This window comes from Mycolicibacterium arenosum, from assembly GCF_024320865.1.
Lineage (GTDB): Bacteria > Actinomycetota > Actinomycetes > Mycobacteriales > Mycobacteriaceae > Mycobacterium > Mycobacterium arenosum.
Genome location: NZ_JANDBD010000018.1, coordinates 108,496 through 130,269 on the forward strand (window position 1 = coordinate 108,496; position 21,774 = coordinate 130,269).

Genomic DNA, 21,774 nt, shown 5'->3' on the forward strand with positions numbered 1-21,774 from the left:
ACTGCCAAGGTTAAGCGCGGCGTGTCGCTCGGGGACACGCACGGTCGCGGGGAAACGGGACGGGACTACCCGTCGGCGGCCATCGCGTCGCGCAGGGACTTGGGGCGCAGATCGGTCCAGTTCTCCTCGACGAAGGCGAGGCAGTCGGCGCGGGTGCTCTCCCCGAACGCCACCGTCCACCCCTCGGGAACGTCGGCGAACGTCGGCCACAGGCTGTGCTGTTCCTCGGCGTTGCGCAGCACGTAGAACGTGCCGTTGTCGTCATCGAACGGATTGGTGCTCATCGAATCTCCTCGTCAGGTCGTGGGACAGGTCGGCGCCGAGCACGCGGTCCGACAGCAGGCCCAGACAGCTCAGGTTGGGGAAGCCGGGACCCTGGGTCAACCCGGACAGGCCGGGCAGGAACAGCTTCGGGTACACGTCGCTGACCGCGAGGTCGTGCCCGATGGAGTCCTGCAGCGACTCGGCGGTCAAGGGACCGCCGAGCCCGAGTTCGAGCAGATCAAGCGCGTCCTGGGTGAACAGCGGCACGAACCACATCGCATCCGCACCGGACCCGTCGATGACGAGATCGAATCCGTGCACCGTCTCGGAGCACTCTCCGCCCTGAGTCGTGCTGAGCGTCAACCGAATCCGGTCGTCGCGGGCGACTGCGTGCGCAACGCGGCCGCGCAGGTGACGTATTCGGTCGTCGGCGAGCAGTGCGTCCTGCACCCGTGCGGAGAACACCCCGCGGTCGGTCCGGGCCAGCGCATCGCGCCGCTCCGTGTGCGTCAGGCCGGTCCACCCGGTCGGGTCGGAGAACAGCGTGTTCTCGAAGAAGCTCTCACCGCGAGTGAACAGCGTGACCGACGGCGAGATCACCGTGATCGTCGAAACCCGATGGCGGAACAGCTCGTTGAGCATCGACGCCGCCGTCTCACCGCCGCCGATCACCGCGACCCGTTCGGCGGCGATCCGCTCGTGCGCCAGGGCGCGGTGCCAGAACTGCGCGATCGACATCACCCGCGGGTTGCCGGGAAGCACCGACCTCTCCGCCTGCCCCGGCCCGGTGATCATGACGGCGTCGGCGTACACCGTCGTCTCGGCTGTGCCGAGTGCCCAGCTGTGCTCCGCTGCGCCGAGCGCTCCGTTGCGCTCCGCTGCGCCGAGCGCTCCGCTGCGCTCCGCGATGCCGATGCGCTCCACTTCGCCTTGCACGACGGTCATTCCGACGCCGTCGGCCACCCATCGCAGATACTGGCTCCACCGCCGGTGCGTCGGAGCGGGCTTGCCGCGGTCCACCCACTCCGCGAACTGTCCGGTCGCGATCAGAAACGACTGCCAGCTGTGCCGCGTCATCCGCTCGTCGAGTTCGGCGTTGCGGCGCGGCACCACCGACGATCGGTACGGGAACCCGACGTCCTTCTCCGGGCTGGTGCCCAGCTGATGCGCCCCGTCGGTCCAGCCGCCACCGGCCTGCCAGTTGGCGGCCACACCTGCCTTCTCGACGGCGACCACATCCGGTGCCCGCACCCCCATCGCGCGCAACTCGGCGGCCTTGGCCGCCACCGCGATCGCCTTGGCACCGGCACCGACGACGGCGAGCGTCGGCATTGGGGATGTCGGTTGGGAAGTCACTCGATCACCTCTCGCAGTGCGTCCAGCCACATCGCCTGCAACACGGCGATGTCAGCGGCGGACAGAATCTCGGGAAGGGCGCGCCATTGAACGCCGAGCATCGGCGCGCCGCCCTGGTCGACGACCGCCGCCATCAGCGTGAGCTCGTGACGGACGGCCAGGTTGGGCTCCGGCAGTTTCGACGCCTGCGCCAGCAACGAACGGTCGAGTTGCAGCGCATCGCCGTCACCGCTGCGGTGGAAGCGGCCCAGGTAGTTGAGCAGCACCTGCGGATCGCGATGCGCGCCGAGCGTCTCGGCGGTGTCGGCCCGAAGGTAGCGCAGCAGCGCGTAGTCGATTCCGTCGCCGGGGATCGCCGCGAACAGACGCGCCGCGCCCTCGGCGTCATCGGCCGTCATTCGCAGCGGGTAGATGGCGCTGAGCAGTCCGACGGTGTCACCGGTGTCGACCTGTCCGGCGCCGACCCCATCCGTCACCACGGCGTCGGCGCGACCGTGCGTCTCGATGGCCAGCCGCGGCGCGGGCGTGTCCTGCCCTCGGCTCCTGCGCCACGCCGTCAGCGTCCGCGCCGTCGCCGCCGCCAGCGTCTGGGTGACGGGCACGGCGCTCGCGAGCAGACGTGCCGTCAGGTACGAGTCGACGAAGGCCATGTCGACGACCACGTCGCCCACCCGATCAGTGTCGGGATCGACGGCGCGCGAGCCGATCTCGGGTTCGGGTCCGGAGATCTGCGCCAACCAGAAGTCGGCCGTCTCGAGCTTCAACGCACGTTCGGCCAACAGGTGCGACCACCGGCGCAGCGACGTGTGCTCGCGCACGGGCGCCGGACGGCGGCCCGCCGCGACGGCGTGCCACCCCGATTCCAGTTCACCAAGGACGATGCGCCAGGACGCCGGGTCCATCGCCAGCACGTGCGGGCTGAGGAGCAGCACCCCCGGTCCGCCGTCGGCGTCGCGCAGCCAGACGGCGTCGACCATGACACCGCGCTCGGGATCCAGCCTGCCGACCGAGCGCTCGGTCTGCTCGGCGACCGCAGCGGTCCAGTCCCCCGTGACCGTCACCTCGCTTAGCACGTCGGGGACGACGTCGCCGTCGAGGGGAACGAACGTCATCGCCTCGCGGTCCAGTCGGCTGCGCAGCACCTGGTGTCCGTCGATGACGTTGCGCAGCAACGCCTCCAACCGCTCGCGGGTGAGCCCGACGGGTAGCCGAACCGCCTCGGTCTGGGCGAGCCGGCGCGGATCGCCGTAACGGTACAGCCAGTGCACGCCTGCCGGTACGGGGATCGGCGCCGAGCGGTCCTCGTCGTGGTGGTCACCACCGACGTCGGCATCCGAGTCGATGGCCGACGCCAGCTCGCGAATCGTGGTGCACTCCAGCATCAGCCGGGCCCGCAGCGACACCCCGCGCCGTCGCACCGCCTGCACCACCGACAGCGCGACGATGCTGTCCAGTCCGAGATCGAGGAAGTCCGACGTGACGTCCACGTGCGCGGCGTCGAGCACCTCGGCCACCACCTCGGCCAGTACGGCTTCGGTGGGCGTCGCGGGCCCTTCGGCGGGGTCCGCCCGCCGCTCGGCGTCGAGGTGCGCGAGCGCGGCGTCGTCGACCTTGCCGTTGACGGTCAGCGGGATGCCGTCGACGACGACAATGTGATGCGGCACCAGGTATCTGGGCAGCTTCGCGACCAACATCCGGCGCAGGTCGGCCTCCGCCGCGTCGGTCGCGACGTAGGCGGTCAGGCGCGGACCGCTGCGGTGCCTGCGCACCGCCACGTGTGCGCCGCGTACGCCCCGGTGGTCGCGCAGTGCGGCCGCGACCTCACCGGGTTCGACTCGGAATCCGCGGATCTTCACCTGATCGTCACTGCGGCCGAGGAACTCGAGTGCACCCGACTCCGGATTGCGTCGGACGACGTCGCCGGTGCGGTACATCCGCGCACCCGGCGTGAACGGGTTCGCGACGTAGCGCACCGACGTCTCGGCCGACCGACCCAGGTAGCCGCGCGTGAGTTGGCCTCCGGTGAGGAACAATTCGCCGGGCACACCGTCTGGCACCGGCCGCAGCCAGGCGTCCAGAACGTACGCCGCCGTCGCGTCCGTCGGCGTGCCGATGCACGGCTGGGCGTGCTCGTCGATCGCCGCGACGACCGCTTCGACCGTGGTCTCGGTGGGTCCGTAACAGTTGTGCGCGGTCATGCCCAGCCGCTCGCAAGTGTCGCGGATCCCCCGCCACGCCGCCGTGTCGATGGCCTCGCCGCCCAGCGCGAGCACCGCCAGCGGCACGTCCGAGAGCAGACCCGCGCCGAGCAGTTGGGCGAACATCGACGGTGTCGTGTCGATGAGATCGACGCCGTGCGCACCGATGGTCTCGACGAGCGCCTCGGCATCGCGCTGCACATCGTCCCCGACGATGTGCACGGCGTGACCGTCGAGGAGCCCCGCCAGCGGTTGCCACGCGGCGTCGAACGTGAACGACCAGGCGTGGGCGATCCGCAGCGGCCTGCCGAGGCGGTCGGCGGCCGGCCGCAGCACACGGCGGACGTGGTCGGCGCCGTACGACAGCAGCGCTCGGTGAGTACCGATGACGCCCTTGGGTTTCCCGGTGGTGCCGGAGGTGAACACCACGTACGCCGCCTGATCCGCATGTACCTCTGCCGGCCGGTACCCCGGCGGCGGTGTGACGTCGGCCAGCGCCGTCAGATCGTCGTCGACGATGAACGGCGCGCCGGTCTGGCGCACGATCTCGTCGACGCGCTCCTGCGGCATCGCGGGATCGAGCGGGACGATCAGCCCGCCCGCCTTGAGTACTGCGAGCATCGCGACGACGTAACCCGGACCGCGCGGCAGCCGGATGGGCACGGGCGTCTCGGTGCGCACCCCGCGACTCACCAGCACCGCGGCCAGCCGATCGGCGGCGGCGTCCAGCTCGAAGTACGTGAGTCGCCCTGTGTCCCAGGTCAATGCGACGGTCTCGGGACGGTGCACGGCGATCCGGCGCAGAACCGTATGGAATCCGCCCGCCGGAACCGCGGTGTCCACGGGTGCGCTCGACCGCGATTCCCCGTCGAGCGTCACGGCGACCTCGCGCAGCGGTCGGTCCCACGCGTGCAGCAGTCGTCGCACCACGGTGAGCACGCGCTCGCCGAGTTCCGCGGGGTTCAGCATGCCCAGCGCGCCCTCGAGGGTCTCGACGAGCACCGTCAGCCTGCCGTGCGTCGGGTGCGCCGCGATCGTCACCGGAAAGTGCGAAAGACTCTCCAGCGCAGCCGGTGTCAGCACCGCATCGGCGAGCGGGAACTCGTCGCTGCCGACGAGGCCACCCGGCGGGAAGTTCTCGTACACCAGCAGCGTGTCGTAGAGTTCGCCGATCCCACCGACCGCACGCAGCTCGGTGTGGCTCAGGTAGCTGTGCTCACGCAGCTCAGCGGCCTCGCGCTGCAGCGCCAGGCACTGCGGACCCACCCGGCCGGACGGATCGAGCGTCACGCGCAGCGGCACGGTGTTGATGAAGAGCCCGACCATCGTCTCGACACCGGCGAGCTCGTCGGGACGCCCCGACACCGTCACCCCGAACACCACGTCGGTGCGGTCGGTCAACGCGGACAGGATTGCCGCCCAGGCCATCTGGAACAGGGTGTTCACCGTGACACCGCGCAGTCGCGCCGCGTCGAGCAACTCCGACGTGGCCGCCTCGTCCAGCGCGACCTCGGTGCGCGTGGGCAACCCCGGCTGCGGCTCGCGCCCCGACAGCACCGGCGACAGCAACGTCGGCCCCGCCAGCCCCGTCAGGTGGGCCCTCCAGCGCGCCGTGCTGAGCTCCGGGTCCCGGCCCGCGAGCCAGCCGATGTAGTCGCGATACGGACGCGGCGCGGCGGGCAGCGCCGCGGCGTCACCACCCGCGCGGTACAGCGCGATGAGCTCCCCGACGAACACCGGAAGCGACCAGCCGTCGATGGCGATGTGATGGGCCGTCACCACCAGCCGCCACCGCGAGTGCGGCTGCTCGACGAGCAGGAACCGAAGGGCCGGGCCCTTGTCCAGATCGAATCGCCGCCTCCGTTCCTCGGCTTCGATGTCGACGGCCTCGGCCGCCGTCGCGGTGACGTGCCGCCACGGCAGGTCGACCGCCGTGGGCACGATCGCCACCGGCCGACTGAGGTTGCCCTGGAAGAAGCTGGCGCGCAGATTCGGATGACGCACCAGCATCCGCTCGGCACACGACCGCAGCAGTTCGACGTCGACCGAGCCTTCGATGTCGGCGGCCATCGCGATGACGTAGGGATCGGCGCCGTCGTCACCGTCGGTCAAGCCGGCCAGCGAATACAGCCCCAGTTGCAGGGGGCTGAGCGCCAGGACGTCCTCGATGCCGGGTGGCGCGCTCACGGTGCGCCGTCTTGCGAACCCCAGCCGGCCGTCAGCGATGCCAGCTCGTCGGCTGACAGCCCGGACGCCGCCATGGGCGCGTGGCGGGCATCGGCCGCGCTCGACACGGTCTCCGCGGCGTGATCGATCGCCTCCGCGAGCTCGGCGAGCACCGGATGCTCGAACACCGTTCGCGCGGTGAGCGCGATGCCGGAGTCGCGGGCTCGGGCGGCGAGTTGGACGGCCAGGATGCTGTCGCCGCCGAGGGTGAAGAAGTCGTCGTGACGACCGACCTCCGGTGCCCCGAGCAGATCGGTCAGCAGCGCGGCGAGCGCCCGCTCGGTGTCGGTGCGCGCGGGTTCGGACGGCCCGGTGGCAGTGGCCTTCGGGCGCGTGATGCGTCGCTTGTCGAGGTCGTCGACGAGCACCAGGGCCGCGGCTGCGACATCGGTGGGCAACGCGGCGCGCACCTCGTCGAGGAAGGCGTTCGCGTCCTCGACCGGAGCTGCGGGCACGACGTACGCGGCGACGGACGCACCACCACGGCCGGACCACGTCCGTGCGGCCGCGGCGGCGACCCGGTCATCCGCCTCGAGCGCCGCCTGCACCCGGTGATCGCCGGTGTCGAGCGGCTCGAGCCTGCCGTCGGTGGTCCAGCGGGCGCGGTCACCCGTGCGGTACAGCCGCGAATCACCCTCCTCGGCAAACGGATTCGGCACGAAGCGCGACGCGGCGACGGGCCCCGCCGCCGCACCCGCGGTGTCGACGGATCCGCCCGCGTAGTACACGTCGCCGGCGACGCCGATCGCGACGGGTTCGAGCCACTCGTTCAGCACGTAGACGCGATCGGCCCCCGCGGTCTGCGGCAACCCGGCGGGCGGCACGGCCCGGCGGCTCCAGTCGTCGACGAGCAGCGTGCGCTCCTCCGGGTCGACGACCGCGAGGTCGCGCAGCGTCCGGTCGGCATCGGTGGCGAACGCGTCGAGCACGCGGTGCAACCAGGACACCAGCCGCTCGGCGGTGGCCCGCTCGTAGAGCTCGGTGCGGTAGACGACGGAGCCGTGGTACCCGCCGTCCTCACCCGCCGCGAAGAAGTTCAGCGACAGGTCCGCGTGCGCGACGTCGAACGTCGGCTCGAGGGCCGAGAACCGCGTGTCGCCGTCCGGCCCGGAGTCGAAGACCTGCTCGGCGGGAAGTTCCTCGCGCACGTGCACGACGACGCCGAACAGCGGGTTGCGCGACAGCGAGCGGACCGGGCTGACCGCGTCGACAACGCGGTCGAAGGGAATGTCCTGGTGCGCATAGGCCGCCAGCGCCATCTCGCGGGACCGGCGCAGCACCTCGCGCAGCGTCGGGTTGCCGGACAGGTCGTTGCGCAGCACCACGATGTTGATCAGGAACCCGATGAGCTCGTCGAGTTCAGGCAGCGTGCGGCCCGCGACCGGAGTGCCGAGCGGAATGTCGGTGCCCTCACCCGCCACGTGCAGCGTCACCGCGACCGCGGCCTGCAGCAGCATGAACTCGGTGACGCCGAGCTCTCGAGTCAGCTCGACGAGCGTGGCCCGCGTCGCCGCGTCGATGGTGAAGTCCAGTGCCGCACCCTCACCCGTCGGCACCGGTGGCCGCGGGAAATCGGGCCGCAGACCGCTCTCCTCCGGCAGTCCCGCCAGCTGCCGCCGCCAGTAGTCACGCTGTGCGACGACCGCGTCGTCGTCGGCCAGCAGGTTCGCCTGCCACGCCGCGAAGTCGGCGTACTGGACGGGCAGCGGGGCGAGGTCGCCCGGCTCCCCCGCCCGCCGCGCGCGGTAGGCGGTCAGCAGGTCGGTGAACAGCACACCGGCCGACCAGTGATCGGCGGCGATGTGATGGACGACGAGCGACAACACGTGATGCTCCGGCGTCGACAGCACGGCGGCGCGAATCGGCCAGTCCCGTTCGAGGTCGAAGCAGTACCTGCGCTCGGCGTCCAGCTCCCGCTGCAGCCACTCGTCATCGTCGCCGCGAGCGCGTCGAACGGTCAGCGGCGCAAGCGCATTGACGATCTGGTACGGCGCACCGTCGATCTCGCGGTAGGTGGTGCGCAGGATCTCGTGTCGAGCGACGACGTCGTTGACGGCGGCCACCAGCAGGTCGACGTCCGCAGGGCCGGAGATCCGCGCCGCGAACGGGATGTTGTTGACCGGGGCCGGGCCGTCGATGCGGAACTGAAACCACTGTCGAAGCTGGGCCGCCGACATCTGCAGCGGCCCGTCGTGGGGTACGGGCACGATCGCGGGACGCGTCGCTACCCCGCCGGCGGCCGCCACCTCGTCGACGTGCGCGGCGAGGCCGGACACGGTGGCGAGTTCGAAGACGTCCTGCACGCCGATGTCGACACCGCAGCGGGCCCGGACCGCGGCGACCAGCTTGGTCGCCAACAGCGAGTGCCCACCGAGGTCGAAGAAGGAGTCGTCGGCGCCGACTCGTTCCCTACCGAGCAGCTCACCGAAGAGCGCGGCGATGCTTCGTTCGGTGTCTGTGGCAGGCACGCGGTACTCGGCGGTCGACGCGATCTCGGGCTCCGGCAACGCCCTTCGGTCGATCTTGCCGTTCGCCGTGATCGGAATCTCGGCCACGGCCACGTAGGCCGCCGGGATCATGTACTCCGGTAGCGCGGCGGCGACGCGGGCCTTGATGCGGTCGATCTCGACGCCGTCGGTGTCGGCCGCCGGGGTGACGTATGCGACGAGGCTGCGGCCCAGCGTGGGCAGGTCGCTCACCACGACGACGGCCTGCCCCACCGAGGGATCCACCGAGATCGCGGCGGCGACCTCGCCGAGCTCGATCCGGAACCCGCGGACCTTGACCTGCTCGTCGGCGCGGCCGACGAACTCGATGTCACCGTCGGCATTGCGCCGGGCCAGGTCACCCGAGCGGTACATCCGGCCGCCGGGATGGAACGGGTCCGCGACGAAACGCTCCGCGGTCAGGGCCGGGCGGCGGTGGTAGCCGGACGCGACATGCGTTCCACCGATGTAGATCTCGCCGATCACTCCGACCGGGACGGGCTGCAGCGAGTCGTCGAGCAGGTGGATCGCGGTGTTGATCTTCGGCGTGCCGATCGGCACGATCCGGGTGCCCTGCTTGCCCTCGACCTTGTACCGGGTGCAGTTGAGCACCGTTTCGGTGGGGCCGTAGAAGTTGTGCAGCAGCGAGTCGAACGTGGCGTGGAACTTGTCGGCGATCTCACCGGGCAGCGCCTCGCCGCCGATGGGCACCCGCTGCAGGGTTCGCCACTGGTTCACGCCGGGCAGCGACAGGAACAGCCCGAGCAGCGAGGGAACGAAGTGCATCGAGGTGATGCCCTCGTCGCGCAGCAGATCGGTGAGATAGCCGATGTCCGACAGCCCGCCGGGGCGTGGGATCACCAGGCGCGCGCCTGCGGCCAGCATCCCGAAGATCTCGCCCATCGACACGTCGAAGCTCTGCGACGCGACCTGCAGGAGCCGGTCGTTCTCGGTCACGCCGTAGTCCTCGCCGAACCAGACGAAGTACTCGGCGATCGGGCGATGGGATACCGGCACCCCCTTGGGCAGACCCGTGGAGCCGGACGTGTAGATGAGATAGGCGGTGTTGTCGGGCCGCAGTGGACGGACCCGGTCCGCGTCGGTGGGATCTACCGACGGGTAGCCGTTCAGCCCGGTAACCGGTTCGCGCAGTACGAGTTTCGGATCGGAATCGGCCAGGATGTAGCTGACCCGGTCGTCGGGGTAGGTCGGGTCGACGGGAAGGTAGGTCGCGCCGGCCTTGACGATGCCGATCGCGGCGATCACCAACTCGGGCGACTTCTCCAGCAGCACGGCGATCCGGTCCTCGGTGCCGACGCCCCGCTCGATCAGCCAGTGCGCCAGCCGATTCGCCGACTCGTTGATCTCCCGGTAGCTGTAGTGCCGACCCTCGTAGACGACGGCGATCGCATCCGGGGTGCGCTCGACCTGCGCCTGGACCAACGCGGTGAGCGTGGTCGCCGGGGTGTCGAACCGCTCGCCGTGCGACACGGTGCGCAGCCAGTCGGCGTCGTCGTCGGTGAACAACGTCAGACGCGCCAGCGGCCGCTCGGGATCGGCCAGCGCGCTCTCCAGCAGCACCGCGAAGTGACCGAGCATTCGTCGGGCCAGGTCGACGTCGACGACCTCGGTCAGGTGCTCGCACTCCACCGTGGCACCGTCGGCGTCCAGTTCGATCATGACACCCAGGGGCAGCTGTGTGTGCTGGCCGCGCAGCTCCGCCCGCTCGGTGCGAATACCGGCGGGTTGGAAGCCGCCGCCGTCCGGTTCCCGAAAGCCGAAGCTCACCCTGGTCATCCGCTCGGCGCCGTGCCTGCGATCGGGGTTGAGCTCGCGCACCACGCGGTCGAGGTTGATGCGCTGGTGGGCGAAGGCTCCCAGCGCCGTGTCGCGGGTGGCGACGACCAGCTCCCGAAACGCCAGTCCGCCGTGGGGCTGCAATCGCATCGCGACGGTGTTGCCGTAGTAGCCGATGACATCGTCGGTGCCGCGGTTGAGCACCGGGGTCGCGACCAGGAAGTCGTCGGTGTGGGTGTAGCGGTTGATCAGCGCGCCGAAGGCGGCCAGGAGCACCATGTACGGCGTGGCACCGGTGGCGCGCGCCAGCTCGGCGACTCGCTCGACGGTGTCGGCGGACAGCCGCAGCGTACTGCGCTGCGAGCGGAACGCGGTCGGCACCGCCGATCCCGTCGGACCCGGAAGCTCAAGCGGCTCGGGAGGATTCGACAGCACCTCGCGCCAGTAGGCCAGGTCCTCGTCCGTCGAATCGTCGACGATCGCCGCCGTGTGCGGCGGCGGCGGTAGCTGCTGGCCCCGATAGGCCCGGTTGAGGTCGGCGAAGAACACCCGCCAGGAACCGTCGTCCCAGGCGATGTGATGGGCCACGAAGAGCATGACGTGTTCGGCCGCAGCCGTTTTCACCAGCGTGATGCGCAGCGGGGAATCGGCGCCGAGGTCGAAGGGCGCGCCGAACTCCCGTTGCGCGAGCACCTCGAGCCGCAGCTTTCCCGCCCGCTCCGAGAGGTCGGAGAGATCGTGCGAGGCCCAGGTGGGGGCCAGTGTGTCGTGCAGCGTGGCGCGGGGTTCGCCGTTCTCGTCGGCCGCATAGGTGGTGCGCAGCACCGGGTGCCTGCGCGCGACCGCGTCGACGGCGGCATGCAGACGCTCGCCGTCCAGTTCGCCGATCAGCCGGTAGGACAGGCAGATGTTGAGCAGCACACCGCGGGGGTCAAGCGCCTGGACGAACCACATCCGGCGTTGACCGTCGGACAGCACGGTCGGGTCCACCACGGCGGGTTCCCGCCCGTTCGCCGTCGTGGCGAGGCCGCGCTCGGCGAGCCTGCGCCGCATCAACTCCAGCCGGGCATCGGCCGTACTGGTCTGATCTGCAATGTCAGTCACGCGAGAGTGCCCTATTCCCTGAATCTTTCACACGTCTGATGAGTTCGGTGGTGGTAACGCCGCCGAGGATGACGGCCAGCGGCACGTTCTGCCCGGTGGCCGTCTTGAGTTTCCTGCGTAGGTCGATCGCGAGAAGCGAGTCGACACCGAGGTCCAGCAGCGAGGCCTCGACGTCGAGGCCGGTCGTGTCCGCGAGCTTCAGCACGGCGCCCAATGCCGCGTGCACCGCCCCGGTCGCGTCGAGTCCGGCGAGGTCCGCGTCGCGGGCGTCGTCCGGTGGGGGTGGTTCGGTCGTGCCGAGGAACACCCGCAGCCGTCGGGCGTCGGCGGCGAAGACCACCGGATCACCGACGTGGTCGCGCAGGGCGACGTCCACCGCGCGGTCCGGCACCATGGCGGTCAGGCCGGAGCGCTCGACGCGCTCGACCTCCCCCGCGGCGATGACGCCGGTGCCCGGCCACAGTCCCCACCGCACCGACGTACACGATCGCCCGGCGGCACGCTGTCGCTCCGCTGCAACATCCAGCAGGCGGTTGGCCGCCGCGTAGGCGGCGTGCCCGCTGCCACCCCAGAGGCCCGACACCGACGAGCACAGCAGCAGCCTGGCGTCGCCGCGCAGCGGCCACGTCTCCGTGAGGGCGGCCAGACCCGAGATCTTGGCCGCACACGACTCGCGGACCGCCGCACCGGTGAGCCCGGCCGCCGGTCCGATGGTCGCGGCACCCGCGGCGTGGACGACGAGTGACGCTCCGGGGCCGGCGAATTCGGCCGCCACCGCCGCGAGTCGTCCCGGATCGGTGACGTCGCACCGCGGCGCGACGATCTCGACGTCACGGCCCGCGGCCAGTTCGGCGATGACGCCGTCGTCGACGCCGTGTCGGCTCAGCAGCACGATGCGGCGGGCTCCGCGCTCGACCAGAGCGCGTGCGAAGTGACGTCCCACCACGCCCGCGCCACCGGTCACCACGACGTCGTCGAACACCTCCCGCGGCCAGGGCGGTGCCGCCGCCCGCTCATCCCGTAACACGCGACGATGGGCGGCGTCTGCGCGAATCACGACGTCCTCGGTGCCGAGCAGGACGTCGACGGCGAGCGCCGCATCGAAGTCCCCGGCGGGCAGGTCGAGGTGCCGGAAGTCCCTGTCGGGATGCTCGAAGCCGATGCTGCGATGCATCGCCGCGAGCGCCGCCTGGCCGGGCAGGGTCGGATCGTCGCCCTGCGGCAACCGTTCCGCGCGCACGGTGACCAGCCAGACGGTGTTCGCGACGCCCTCGGCGTATGTCAGCAGCCCCGCATCGACGGCATCCGCCAGTCGCGCCGCGGCGACGACCGCATCGTCGTCGGCGAGCGCGGGGGCGACCACCACCAGCAGGTCGGCGCGCTGCGGTGCGACCTCCTCGACTCGGTCGTGTGCGCCGAGCGCGTCGCGCAGCCTCGACGCGAGTTCCGCGGCCCCGAGGTCGACGACGGCGGCGGCGCGCACGTCCGCCGCAGGGGCCACCGAGACGGGCTCCCAGTACTGCGTGCCGACGGTGATCCCGGCGATCGGTGGAAGGGGTTCCGGAGCGGCCCAGAGGTGTTCGGCCCGCATCGGTGCGAACGGGAAGTCGGGCAGCGCCGTCGCCGGCTCGCCCACCACGTCCTCCCACCGGTAGCCGGCGTCGCTGAGCGCCACCGTCGCGACGTTGGCCGACAGCCGATCGGTGAGCGGTTCGTCCCGACGCCCCGATCCCACGACCACCGTTGGACCGGGGTCGGGGTGCGCGTCCAGCACGTCGCCCATGGCGAAGAGCAGCGCGGGGTGAGCGGACAGTTCGACGAACGTCGTCGCGCCGCATTCCAGCGCGGTGAGGACGGCGCGATCGAACCGCACCGTGGACCGCAGGTTGTGATACCAGTACTCGGCGAAGTCGGTTCCCGCGGGCACCACGCCCGCCGTGGCGGATCCGACGAACTGAACCGGGGTCTCGCTGAATTCCCCAGCGGGCAGCAGCGCGTCCAGTTCGGCCCGCAGCGGTGTCAACGCGGTCGTGTGCGCCGGGAACCACATCTCGATCTCGCGGGCGAAGACGCCGCGTGCGGCGACGGTGGCCACCGCCGCCGCCACGGCGTCGGTCTCCCCCGAGACCGCCACCGACGTGGGCGAGTTCACCACCGAGAGCTCCACCCAGCCCGCCGTCCCCGCGATGACCTCGCGAGCGTCGTCGGGTGTCACGCCGAGCACGGCAACGCGGTACGGACCGGTGAGCGTATCCAGCAGCGTCGCGCGAGCCGCGACCACGCCCACTGCGACGGAACGGGTGATGGCACCCGCCGCGTAGGCTGCCCCGATCTCCCCGAGGGAGTGGCCGACGGTGATGTCGGGCAGCACGCCGCACGACCGCCACACGCGAGCCAGCGCGATGCCGTGGACGAACTGGGCGCCCTGAATCTGCACCTGCGAGAAGTCCATCGTCTGCGCGCCCTCGGCGGCCAGCAGGTAGTCGAGCGGCGACGCCAGGCCCTGTGCGGCGAACTCCGCTGCGCAGTCGTCGACTTCGGTGCGATACACCGGAAGTCGCTTGTAGGCCTCGACGCCCATCGACGGCCACTGGCTGCCCTGGCCGGGGAACACGAAGGCGATGCGACCCGGCCCGCCCGACGTCGCCCGAGTGACGAGTCGGTGCTCCTCACCCGCTGCGAGGGACCGCAGCGCGTCGATCAGTTCGACGCGATCGGATGCCCGGAGCACGGCCCGGTGCTTGCGCAGTCGCCGGGTGCGCAGCACCGTCGACGCGACCGCGCCGACGTCGGTCACCTGCGGGCGGCGCTCCAGGTAGTCGAGGATGGCCGCGGCGTCCCGGTCGACGAGGTCGGCGGCGTGCGCGCTGAGCGGAATCGGGATGCGGCCGTCGGGAAGGGGCATCACGCCGCCTCGTCCGAGCGGTCGGGCACGGCGACGATGACGTGGGCGTTGGTCCCGCTCATCCCGAACGCCGACACGGCGCCGACCCTCTCGCCGCCCGTCGCGGGCCACGGCGTCAGCGTCGTCGCCAACCGCAGTCCCTGTTCCTCCCAGTGGATCTCACGACTGGCCGCATCCACGTGCAGGGTCGCGGGCACCGCCGCGTGCCGCGCGGCGAGCAGCACCTTGGCCAGGCCGAGGCCGCCCGCGGCCGCCTGGGTGTGACCCACGTTCGACTTCACCGATCCGAGCAGCGCACCGGTCCCCGGCGGCGTCGCACCGTAGGTCTGGGCCAACGACCGCAGTTCGGTGCGGTCGCCGAGCCTGGTCGCCGTGCCGTGCCCTTCGATCATCCCGACGTCCTCACGGCTGATCCCGGCCGCGCCGATCGCCTTCTGGAACAGCCGGGTCTGTGCGGCACCGCTCGGCGCGGTCAGTCCGACGGTCCGGCCGTCCTGGTTCACGGCGGTCGCGCGGACCTCGGCCAGGACGCGGCGGCCGTCGGCCAGGGCGCGGGACCGCCGTTGCACGACGAACATCGCCGCCCCCTCCGCCCACACGGTGCCGCTGGCGTGCGCGCTGTAGGGCCTGCAGCGCCCGTCGTCGGACAGGGCGTGCTGCTTGGAGAACTCCACGAAGTAGCCGGGCGTGCCCATGACGCACACTCCGCCGGTGATCGCGAGGTCGCAGTCGCCCGCACGCACCGCGTGCACGGCCGTGTGGAAGGCCGTGAGCGCCGACGAGCACGACGTGTCGACGGTCAGCGCGGGCCCGGCGAGATCGAGCGTGTAGGCGATCCGTCCGGAGATCACTCCGAGCGAGGTGCCGGTGATGAGATGGCCGCTGTGATGCGAGAACTCGGACAGCGCCGGACCGTATTCGAGGCCCGACGCGCCGATGTAACAGCCGACGTCGTGGCCGGCGAGGTCGTCGGGGTTGATTCCGCTGTGCTCGATCGCCCGCCACGCCAACCGGAGCGCGACTCGCTGCTGCGGATCCATCGCCACCGCCTCGCGCGGCGAGATGCCGAAGAAGGCCGGATCGAACTCGCCCGCGCTGGAGAGGAATCCGCCGAGGTCGTGAATGCGCTTGAAACCGTCGCGATGCGAGCCGTCGAACACCTCGCGCACCGACCAACCGCGGTCGGTCGGGAAGTGCCCCAGGGCCTCTCGCTCCTCGGTCAGCAGCGCCCAGTACGCGTCGGCGGTGTCGATGCCGCCGGGGGCCTCGATGGCCATGCCGACGATCACGACGGGGTCGTCACAGTGCATTGACCAGCTCCGCGACCTCGTCGGCGTGGTCGTTGACGTAGAAGTGACCACCGTCGAACATCGAGTTCGTGAACGCCCCGCGCGTGTGCGACTCCCACCGTCGCAGCGTCGCCTCGCTGACGCGATGATCACGGTCGCCGCCGAGGGTGTGAATGTCCGCCGCGATGCCCACCTCGTCGTCACAGGCGTACCGGTTGAACGCGGCGTAGTCGGCGCGCACCGCCAGGAGCAGGAGTTCGACGAAGTCGTCGTCGTCGAGCAGGCGCGCGTCGGTTCCGCCGAGATCGACCATCTCGGCGAGGATCTCGTCTCGAGCCATCGGCAGATCGGGCGCGTCCGCAACGGTCGACGGCGCCTCGCTGGCAGAGCAGAACAGCGCGTTGATCGGCACACTCCGTCGTTCGGCGACGCGGGCGAACTCGAAGGCGACCACCGCCCCCATGCAGTGCCCGAAGAGGTTCAGCGGACCCAGGCCGGCCCAGTCGCCCGCCGCGAAGAGGTCCTCGGCGAGGGCGCCGACGGTCGCGGGAGCGGGGTGCGCCAGCCGATCCCCGCGCTGCGGGTACTGCATGACGTAGGCGTTGGATCCGGCCCTCGCCAGCGCCATGCCGAGCGACCGGTAGGCCAGCGCGGCGCCACCGGCGTGGGGGAACACCAGGGTCGCGCGGGCGTCGGCTCGCCCGCTCGGATACGTCTTGATCCAGGGCGTGAACTCGACCGCGCCGGTCATCGAGCGTCCGCGCGTTCCAGCTCCGCCTCGACGTCGGCACCGTCCATCCCGGAGATCTCGAGGTACAGGTCGGCGACCTGCTCCAGCCGGTCACTACCCGCTTCGCGCCCGACCAGCCTGCGGGCCAGTTCTTCCACGGTGCGCGCGGCGAACACGTCGGGCACCATCACCGTAGGCGTGTCGAGCCAGTCGCGGACGCGGGCCACGGCCGTGGTGGCCATCACCGAATCGCCGCCGAGGGCGAAGAAGTCGTCGTCGGCGCCGATGTCGTTGCGGCCGAGCACGTCGCCGAGGATGGCGGCGAGCGCCTTCTCGAGCGCGGTTGCCGGGACGCGCTGCCCTCGTCCCGCGGGCAGCTCGGCCTGCGCGAGGCGGTGCAGCGCGGCACGGCGGTCGATCTTGCCGTTGCGGAACGGGATCCGGTCGGTGACCGCGAAGACCGTCGGAATCATGTGCGGTGGAACCAGATCCGCCATCGCGGCGGCGACGGCCGCGGCGTCCACGCTCGCGTCGTCGGTGCGGATGAGCGCACCCAGCACATCGCGGCCGCCCTCGAACGGTACGACGGCCGCGACCGCCGACTCGACCCCCGGCACCCGCCGCAGCACGGCTTCGACCTCACCGAGCTCGATCCGGTACCCGCTGAGCTTGACGCGGTGGTCGGAGCGACCGACGAACTCCAGTGTGCCGTCCGGCCGGTAGCGGGCCAGGTCACCCGACCGGTACCAGACTCGGCCGTCGAACTCCACGAACTTCTCGGCGGTCAGATCGGGCCTGCCCCGGTAGCCGCGCGCGATGCCCCGGCCGGAGAACCACAGTTCGCCGGGCACCCAGTCCGGGCAGTCCTCACCACCGTCGCTCACCACGCGGCACGCGATGTTCGGGAAGGGCAGGCCGTACGGCACCGACGGCCACACCTCCGGGATGTCGCCGGTGACCTCGAAAAGTGTTCCGTGTATTGCGGTTTCGGTCGCACCGCCGAGGCCCGCGAAGCGGGCGCCGGGGGCACGCTCGCGCATCGCGCGGGCCATTGCGGGACGTACCCAGTCACCGCCGGTCAGGATCACCCGCAGCGAGCGCAGTGACCTGCCCGCGGACTCGCCGACCTCGGTGAGCATCTCGAGCCAGCCCGGCAGGAAGTTGACGACGGTCACGCCGTGCGCGTCGATCAGGCGGGCCCACACGTCGGGATCGCGGCGGTGCTCCTCGTCGACCACGACGATCGCACCACCCACCCGCAGGGTGCCGAACACGTCGGGCACCGACATGTCCGACTCCAGGTGTGACAGCGCCAACCCGCGGTCCGACGCCCCGATGTCGAAGTGGCGGTACAGGAACTCGAGGGTGTTCAGCACCGCGTCGTGCTTCAGCTCGACACCCTTGGGCTCGCCGGTGGAGCCGGACGTGAACAGCACGTAGGCGAGCTGCTGTGGATCCACCGCCGGTCGCTCGAAATGCGCCGGATCGCCGATGATCTCGGCGTCGGCGACGGTCAGGGCCGGGACTCCGGCGCTGTCGAGGACACCGGGCATCTCACTGCCGGTGACCAGTGCGAACTCCACCCCGCCGGTCTCCAGGATGCGCGTCGCGCGTTCCGCGGGCTGGTCGACGCCGATGGGGAGATACGCCGCACCGGCGGTGAGGATTCCGAGCAGGGCCGGGATCTGCTCGGTGTTCTTCGGCCCCATGATCGCGACCACGTCTCCGGCGTGCACACCCCTCGACTGCAACGCGGCGGCGACGGCGAGTGCCTTCTGCTGCAGCTGCGCGTAGGTCAGCGTCTCGGTGCTGCCGATCACCGCCGTCGCGTGCGGCGTTGCCGCGGCGTTGCGGTGGAAGCCGTCGACGAGGTTGTCGCCGCTCGCCGTAAACCCGGTGGCGTTGGCGGCCGCACGGACCGCCCGTGACTCCGCCGACAGCGCAGGCGGATCCACCGCATCCCAGGACGCGTCGTCGGTGGCGAGCCGTTCCAACTCGTCCAGTTGGTAGGCGAACATCGCCTCGGGTACACCGGGCGGGAAGGCCTCGACGCGGACGTCCCAGTTGATCATCAGCCCGTTGGCGAGTGGCGTCGCCTGCGCGTCGATGAGCACCTGCGGGCCCTGCGAGATCGTCCAGACGGGTTCCCCGAACTGGTCGGTGACGTCGCCGGCGAACAGGTCGCCGAGACCCAGGGCGCTGGTGTAGACGATGGTGGCGAGGGTCTGCGCGCCGCGGTGTCTGCTCAAGTCGCGCAACACGTTCAGACCGGAGACGGACGAGTGCGTCGCGGTCGCGTGCAGGACCTCCTGTACCACGCGTGCGCGCTGCGCGGCGGTGGCGGCGTTGGTGAGATCGATGTCGAGCATCAGCGACGACGTGAAGTCGCCCACCAGTTTGTCCACGTCGGGGTGGTAGGGCTCCCTGCCGAACATCGGAAGGTTCAGCAGGAACCTCGAGTTCGTCGACCACCGCGCCAGCGCGTTGGCGTAGGTTGCCGCCACCGCCATCGCCGGCGTGATGCCGCGCTGGTGCGCGGCGGCGAACAGTGCATCGCGCGTCTCGACGTCGAAGACGTGCCAGAGCCTGACGGTGCGCAGCGGGTTCCGCTGATCCGAACGCGGAACCAGCGGCAGGGCGGGCGGTTCCGGGAGATCGGGCACCCGCTCGGCCCACCACTGCAGGTCCTCCTGCGACGGTGGCGGGGTGTTGGCGGCAAGGGTCGCGCGGTACTCGCGGTAGGTGTAGCCCAACTCCGGAAGCTCGGCACCGCGGTAGAACGCGGCGAGGTCGGCCATGAAGTTGCGGTAGCTCACCGCGTCGGCGGCCTGCATGTCCATGTCGACGTGCAGGCGAGTGCGTCCGTCCGGCAGCAGCGACAGGCTGAGTTGCAGGACCTCGCCGTCCAGTAGCTGATGCGATTTCGCGTCGCGCGTCCGCTCGAGGCGGTCCGCGGCGCCGGCCCGGTCCAGCTCGCGAAGGTCGTACACGGTGACGGGCAGGTCGCGGTCGCTGATGCGCTGGGTGCCGTCCGGCAGGATCTCCTGACGCAGCATGGGATGGCGTGCAGCGAGTTTCGCGGCCGCGTCCCGCAGGCGCTCGGGATCGACTCCGGCGCCGTCGAATTCGACGTAGAGGTGGGCGGCCACACCACCGAGTTCCTGCTCGCCGTGCCTGCCCACCCACATCGCGTGCTGAATGGGTGCGAGCGGGAAGGGGGCGCCGGGGTCACCGGTCTCGTCGGGCTCCGCAACCCGCTCGGTCTCGGCGATGGGTGCGCCCGCGTGTTCGGCGACCAGATCGGCCCACGCGGTCACGGTGGGATTGGCTGCGAGCGCGGCGAACCCGACGTTGATGCCCTGCTTCCGCCAGCGTCCGGACAGCGACATCATGCGGATCGAGTCGAGGCCGCACGCGATCAGATCCGCGTCGGGGTCGACGGCGTCCGCGCTCACGCCGAGGAGTTCGGCGACCTCGTCGCGAACCGTCTCCGGACCCGTCCCGACACCCACCGTGGTTCCTCCAAGAATTAGTACAGGCTGCCCTAACTTTCCGGAGGTTACCCTATATTCGACCTACCGCACACACCTACCCGGAGGGGTTGACGCCACCCATGAGCACCGCCTTTCAGCGCGATCAACACGACGTCCTGCGGGGTTTCACGCCCTTCCCCGAGGACCGCGCCGAGGTGTATCGAAACGCCGGTTACTGGGAGGACCGCCCGCTCGCGACCATCCTGCGCAGGGCTGCCGAGCGGTGGCCCGACAAGCCCGGTGTGGTCGACGCGAACGGGAGTTACACGTTCGCCGAACTGGACGCGCGCGCCGACCGCGTCGCCGCCGCGCTCGCCGACCGCGGCATCAGACCGGGCGACCGCGTGCTGCTACAGCTGCCGAACTCGCGGGAGTTCGCCGTCGCGGTCTTCGCGCTGCTGCGCTCAGGCGCGGTGCCGGTCCTGTGCCTTCCGGGACACCGCTCGGCGGAGCTGGGGCATTTCGCGGAGGTCAGCGGGGCGGTCGGACTGGTGATCCCCGACGTCGTCGCGGGCTTCGACTACCGCGCGATGGCCGCCGGCCTGGTCGACGCCAACCCCGGCCTGCGGCACGTGCTGGTGGCAGGCGATCCCGGACCGTTCGAATCCTGGTCCGCACTGGCCGATTCCGCTCCTGCCGACCGTCCCGAGTTTGATGTCGATCCCGACCAGCCCGCCGTCCTCCTGGTCTCCGGTGGCACCACCGGACTACCCAAGCTCATCCCCCGGACGCACAACGACTACGTCTACAACGCGACGGCCTGCGCGCAGGCGTGCGAGATGGTGCACGACGACGTCTATCTCGTCGCGCTGCCCGCCGGCCACAACTTCCCGTTCGCCTGCCCCGGCCTGCTCGGGTCCATGACGATGGGCGCCACGACGGTGTTCACCGCCGATCCGAGTCCGGAGGCGGCGTTCGCGCTGATCGACCGGTACGGGGTGACCGTGACCGGTCTGGTCAACGCGCTGGCGAAGCTGTGGACGCAGGCGTGCGACTGGGAGCCCGTTCTGCCGACGTCGCTGCGCGTGGTCCAGGTGGGCGGCTCGCGGCTGTCTCCCGAGGAGGCCCGCTACATCCACGACGGCCTCTCGACGGGCCTGCAGCAGATCTTCGGCATGGCCGAGGGAATGCTGCAGTTCACCAGGCCCGGTGACGACGTCGAGGTGGTCGCCACCACGCAGGGCCGGCCGATGTCGCCCCACGACGAGCTGCGGGTGGTCGACGAGGACGGCATCGAGGTGCCGCCCGGCGAGGAGGGCGAGCTGCTGGTCCGCGGGCCGTACACGCTCAACGGCTACTACCGCGCCGAGGAGGCCAACGCACGATCCTTCAGCCCCGACGGCTTCTACCGTTCGGGTGACCGGGTGCGGATCTTCACCGAGGGCCCGCGGGCGGGCAACATCGAGGTCGTCGGCCGCGTCAAGGACGTCATCCACCGCGGTGGGGAGACGGTGTCCGCCACCGATCTGGAGGACCACCTGCTCACCCATCCGGCGATCTACGCCGCCGCCGCGGTACCGCTGCCCGACGACTACCTCGGTGAGAAGATCTGCGCGGCAGTCGTATTCAGCGGCACACCCGTGAGCCTGGCCGAACTCAACGCATTCCTCGATGACCGCGGGGCATCTACACACGCCCGCCCGGACGTGCTGGTCCCCATGCCGTCGCTGCCGGCGACCGCGGTGGGCAAGATCGACAAGAAGAAGCTCGTCGCGACCATCACCGCGTCGTGATTTCGGCGTGTTCGGTGGCGCTGGACGCAATGTGGTGTCTCGGGACATCGCGTACACATATGTCTCAGGACATCGCGTACACCGATGATGCCGGTTGAGGCTCGCGGGTGCGGTAGGTCCGGGTGGATTTGTCGCCGCGCTGGTAGTTGCAGG

General features: G+C 70.9%; 9 protein-coding genes. 1 reads left to right on the forward strand and 8 read right to left on the reverse strand.

All coding sequences use genetic code 11. The annotated features are described in order from the left end of the window. Positions 1-65: 65 nt before the first annotated feature. The 8 genes from NM203_RS31370 to NM203_RS31405 are packed head-to-tail and all read right to left on the reverse strand — an operon-like array spanning position 66 to position 19,867. A complete protein-coding gene (locus tag NM203_RS31370; protein WP_255064824.1) occupies positions 66-284 on the reverse strand; it encodes an MbtH family protein in 219 nt (72 codons plus the stop codon). Then, positions 262-1,596, reverse strand: coding sequence for an NADPH-dependent L-lysine N(6)-monooxygenase MbtG (gene mbtG / locus NM203_RS31375; RefSeq protein ID WP_255064851.1), 1,335 nt, complete (start codon positions 1,594-1,596; stop codon positions 262-264). The genes NM203_RS31370 and mbtG overlap by 23 nt, the downstream gene beginning before the upstream one ends. Before the next feature lie 20 nt (positions 1,597-1,616). After that, positions 1,617-6,005, reverse strand: coding sequence for a non-ribosomal peptide synthetase (locus NM203_RS31380; protein ID WP_255064825.1), 4,389 nt, complete (start codon positions 6,003-6,005; stop codon positions 1,617-1,619). Then, the gene (locus NM203_RS31385; protein ID WP_255064828.1) at positions 6,002-11,431 is read right to left on the reverse strand and encodes a non-ribosomal peptide synthetase; all 5,430 of its coding nucleotides are present in this window, start codon (positions 11,429-11,431) and stop codon (positions 6,002-6,004) included. The genes NM203_RS31380 and NM203_RS31385 overlap by 4 nt, the downstream gene beginning before the upstream one ends. After that, complete coding sequence (gene mbtD, locus NM203_RS31390; RefSeq protein WP_255064830.1) at positions 11,424-14,336, reverse strand: mycobactin polyketide synthase MbtD; 2,913 nt, start codon at positions 14,334-14,336, stop codon at positions 11,424-11,426. The genes NM203_RS31385 and mbtD overlap by 8 nt, the downstream gene beginning before the upstream one ends. Then, entirely contained in the window at positions 14,336-15,646 is a 1,311-nt protein-coding gene (locus NM203_RS31395; RefSeq protein WP_255064831.1) for a beta-ketoacyl [acyl carrier protein] synthase domain-containing protein, read from the reverse strand. The genes mbtD and NM203_RS31395 overlap by 1 nt, the downstream gene beginning before the upstream one ends. Next, positions 15,636-16,376: a thioesterase II family protein gene (locus tag NM203_RS31400; RefSeq protein WP_255064833.1), complete on the reverse strand. Its 741-nt coding sequence runs from the start codon at positions 16,374-16,376 to the stop codon at positions 15,636-15,638. Before NM203_RS31400 ends, NM203_RS31395 begins: the two co-directional genes overlap by 11 nt. Further along, positions 16,373-19,867, reverse strand: coding sequence for a non-ribosomal peptide synthetase (locus NM203_RS31405; protein ID WP_255064834.1), 3,495 nt, complete (start codon positions 19,865-19,867; stop codon positions 16,373-16,375). The genes NM203_RS31400 and NM203_RS31405 overlap by 4 nt, the downstream gene beginning before the upstream one ends. 101 nt (positions 19,868-19,968) lie before the next feature. Here NM203_RS31405 and NM203_RS31410 point away from each other — a divergent pair, with 101 nt between their 5' ends. Continuing rightward, complete coding sequence (locus tag NM203_RS31410) at positions 19,969-21,621, forward strand: (2,3-dihydroxybenzoyl)adenylate synthase (RefSeq protein WP_255064835.1); 1,653 nt, start codon at positions 19,969-19,971, stop codon at positions 21,619-21,621. Positions 21,622-21,774: the final 153 nt, after the last annotated feature.

Coding starts and splice junctions, on each gene's coding strand:
- mbtD (WP_255064830.1), bottom strand. CDS start 14,336: ATGCCCCTTCCCGACGGCCGCATCCCGATTCCGCTCAGCGCGCACGCC.
- NM203_RS31410 (WP_255064835.1), top strand. CDS start 19,969: ATGAGCACCGCCTTTCAGCGCGATCAACACGACGTCCTGCGGGGTTTC.
- mbtG (WP_255064851.1), bottom strand. CDS start 1,596: ATGCCGACGCTCGCCGTCGTCGGTGCCGGTGCCAAGGCGATCGCGGTG.
- NM203_RS31395 (WP_255064831.1), bottom strand. CDS start 15,646: ATGCACTGTGACGACCCCGTCGTGATCGTCGGCATGGCCATCGAGGCC.
- NM203_RS31400 (WP_255064833.1), bottom strand. CDS start 16,376: ATGACCGGCGCGGTCGAGTTCACGCCCTGGATCAAGACGTATCCGAGC.
- NM203_RS31370 (WP_255064824.1), bottom strand. CDS start 284: ATGAGCACCAATCCGTTCGATGACGACAACGGCACGTTCTACGTGCTG.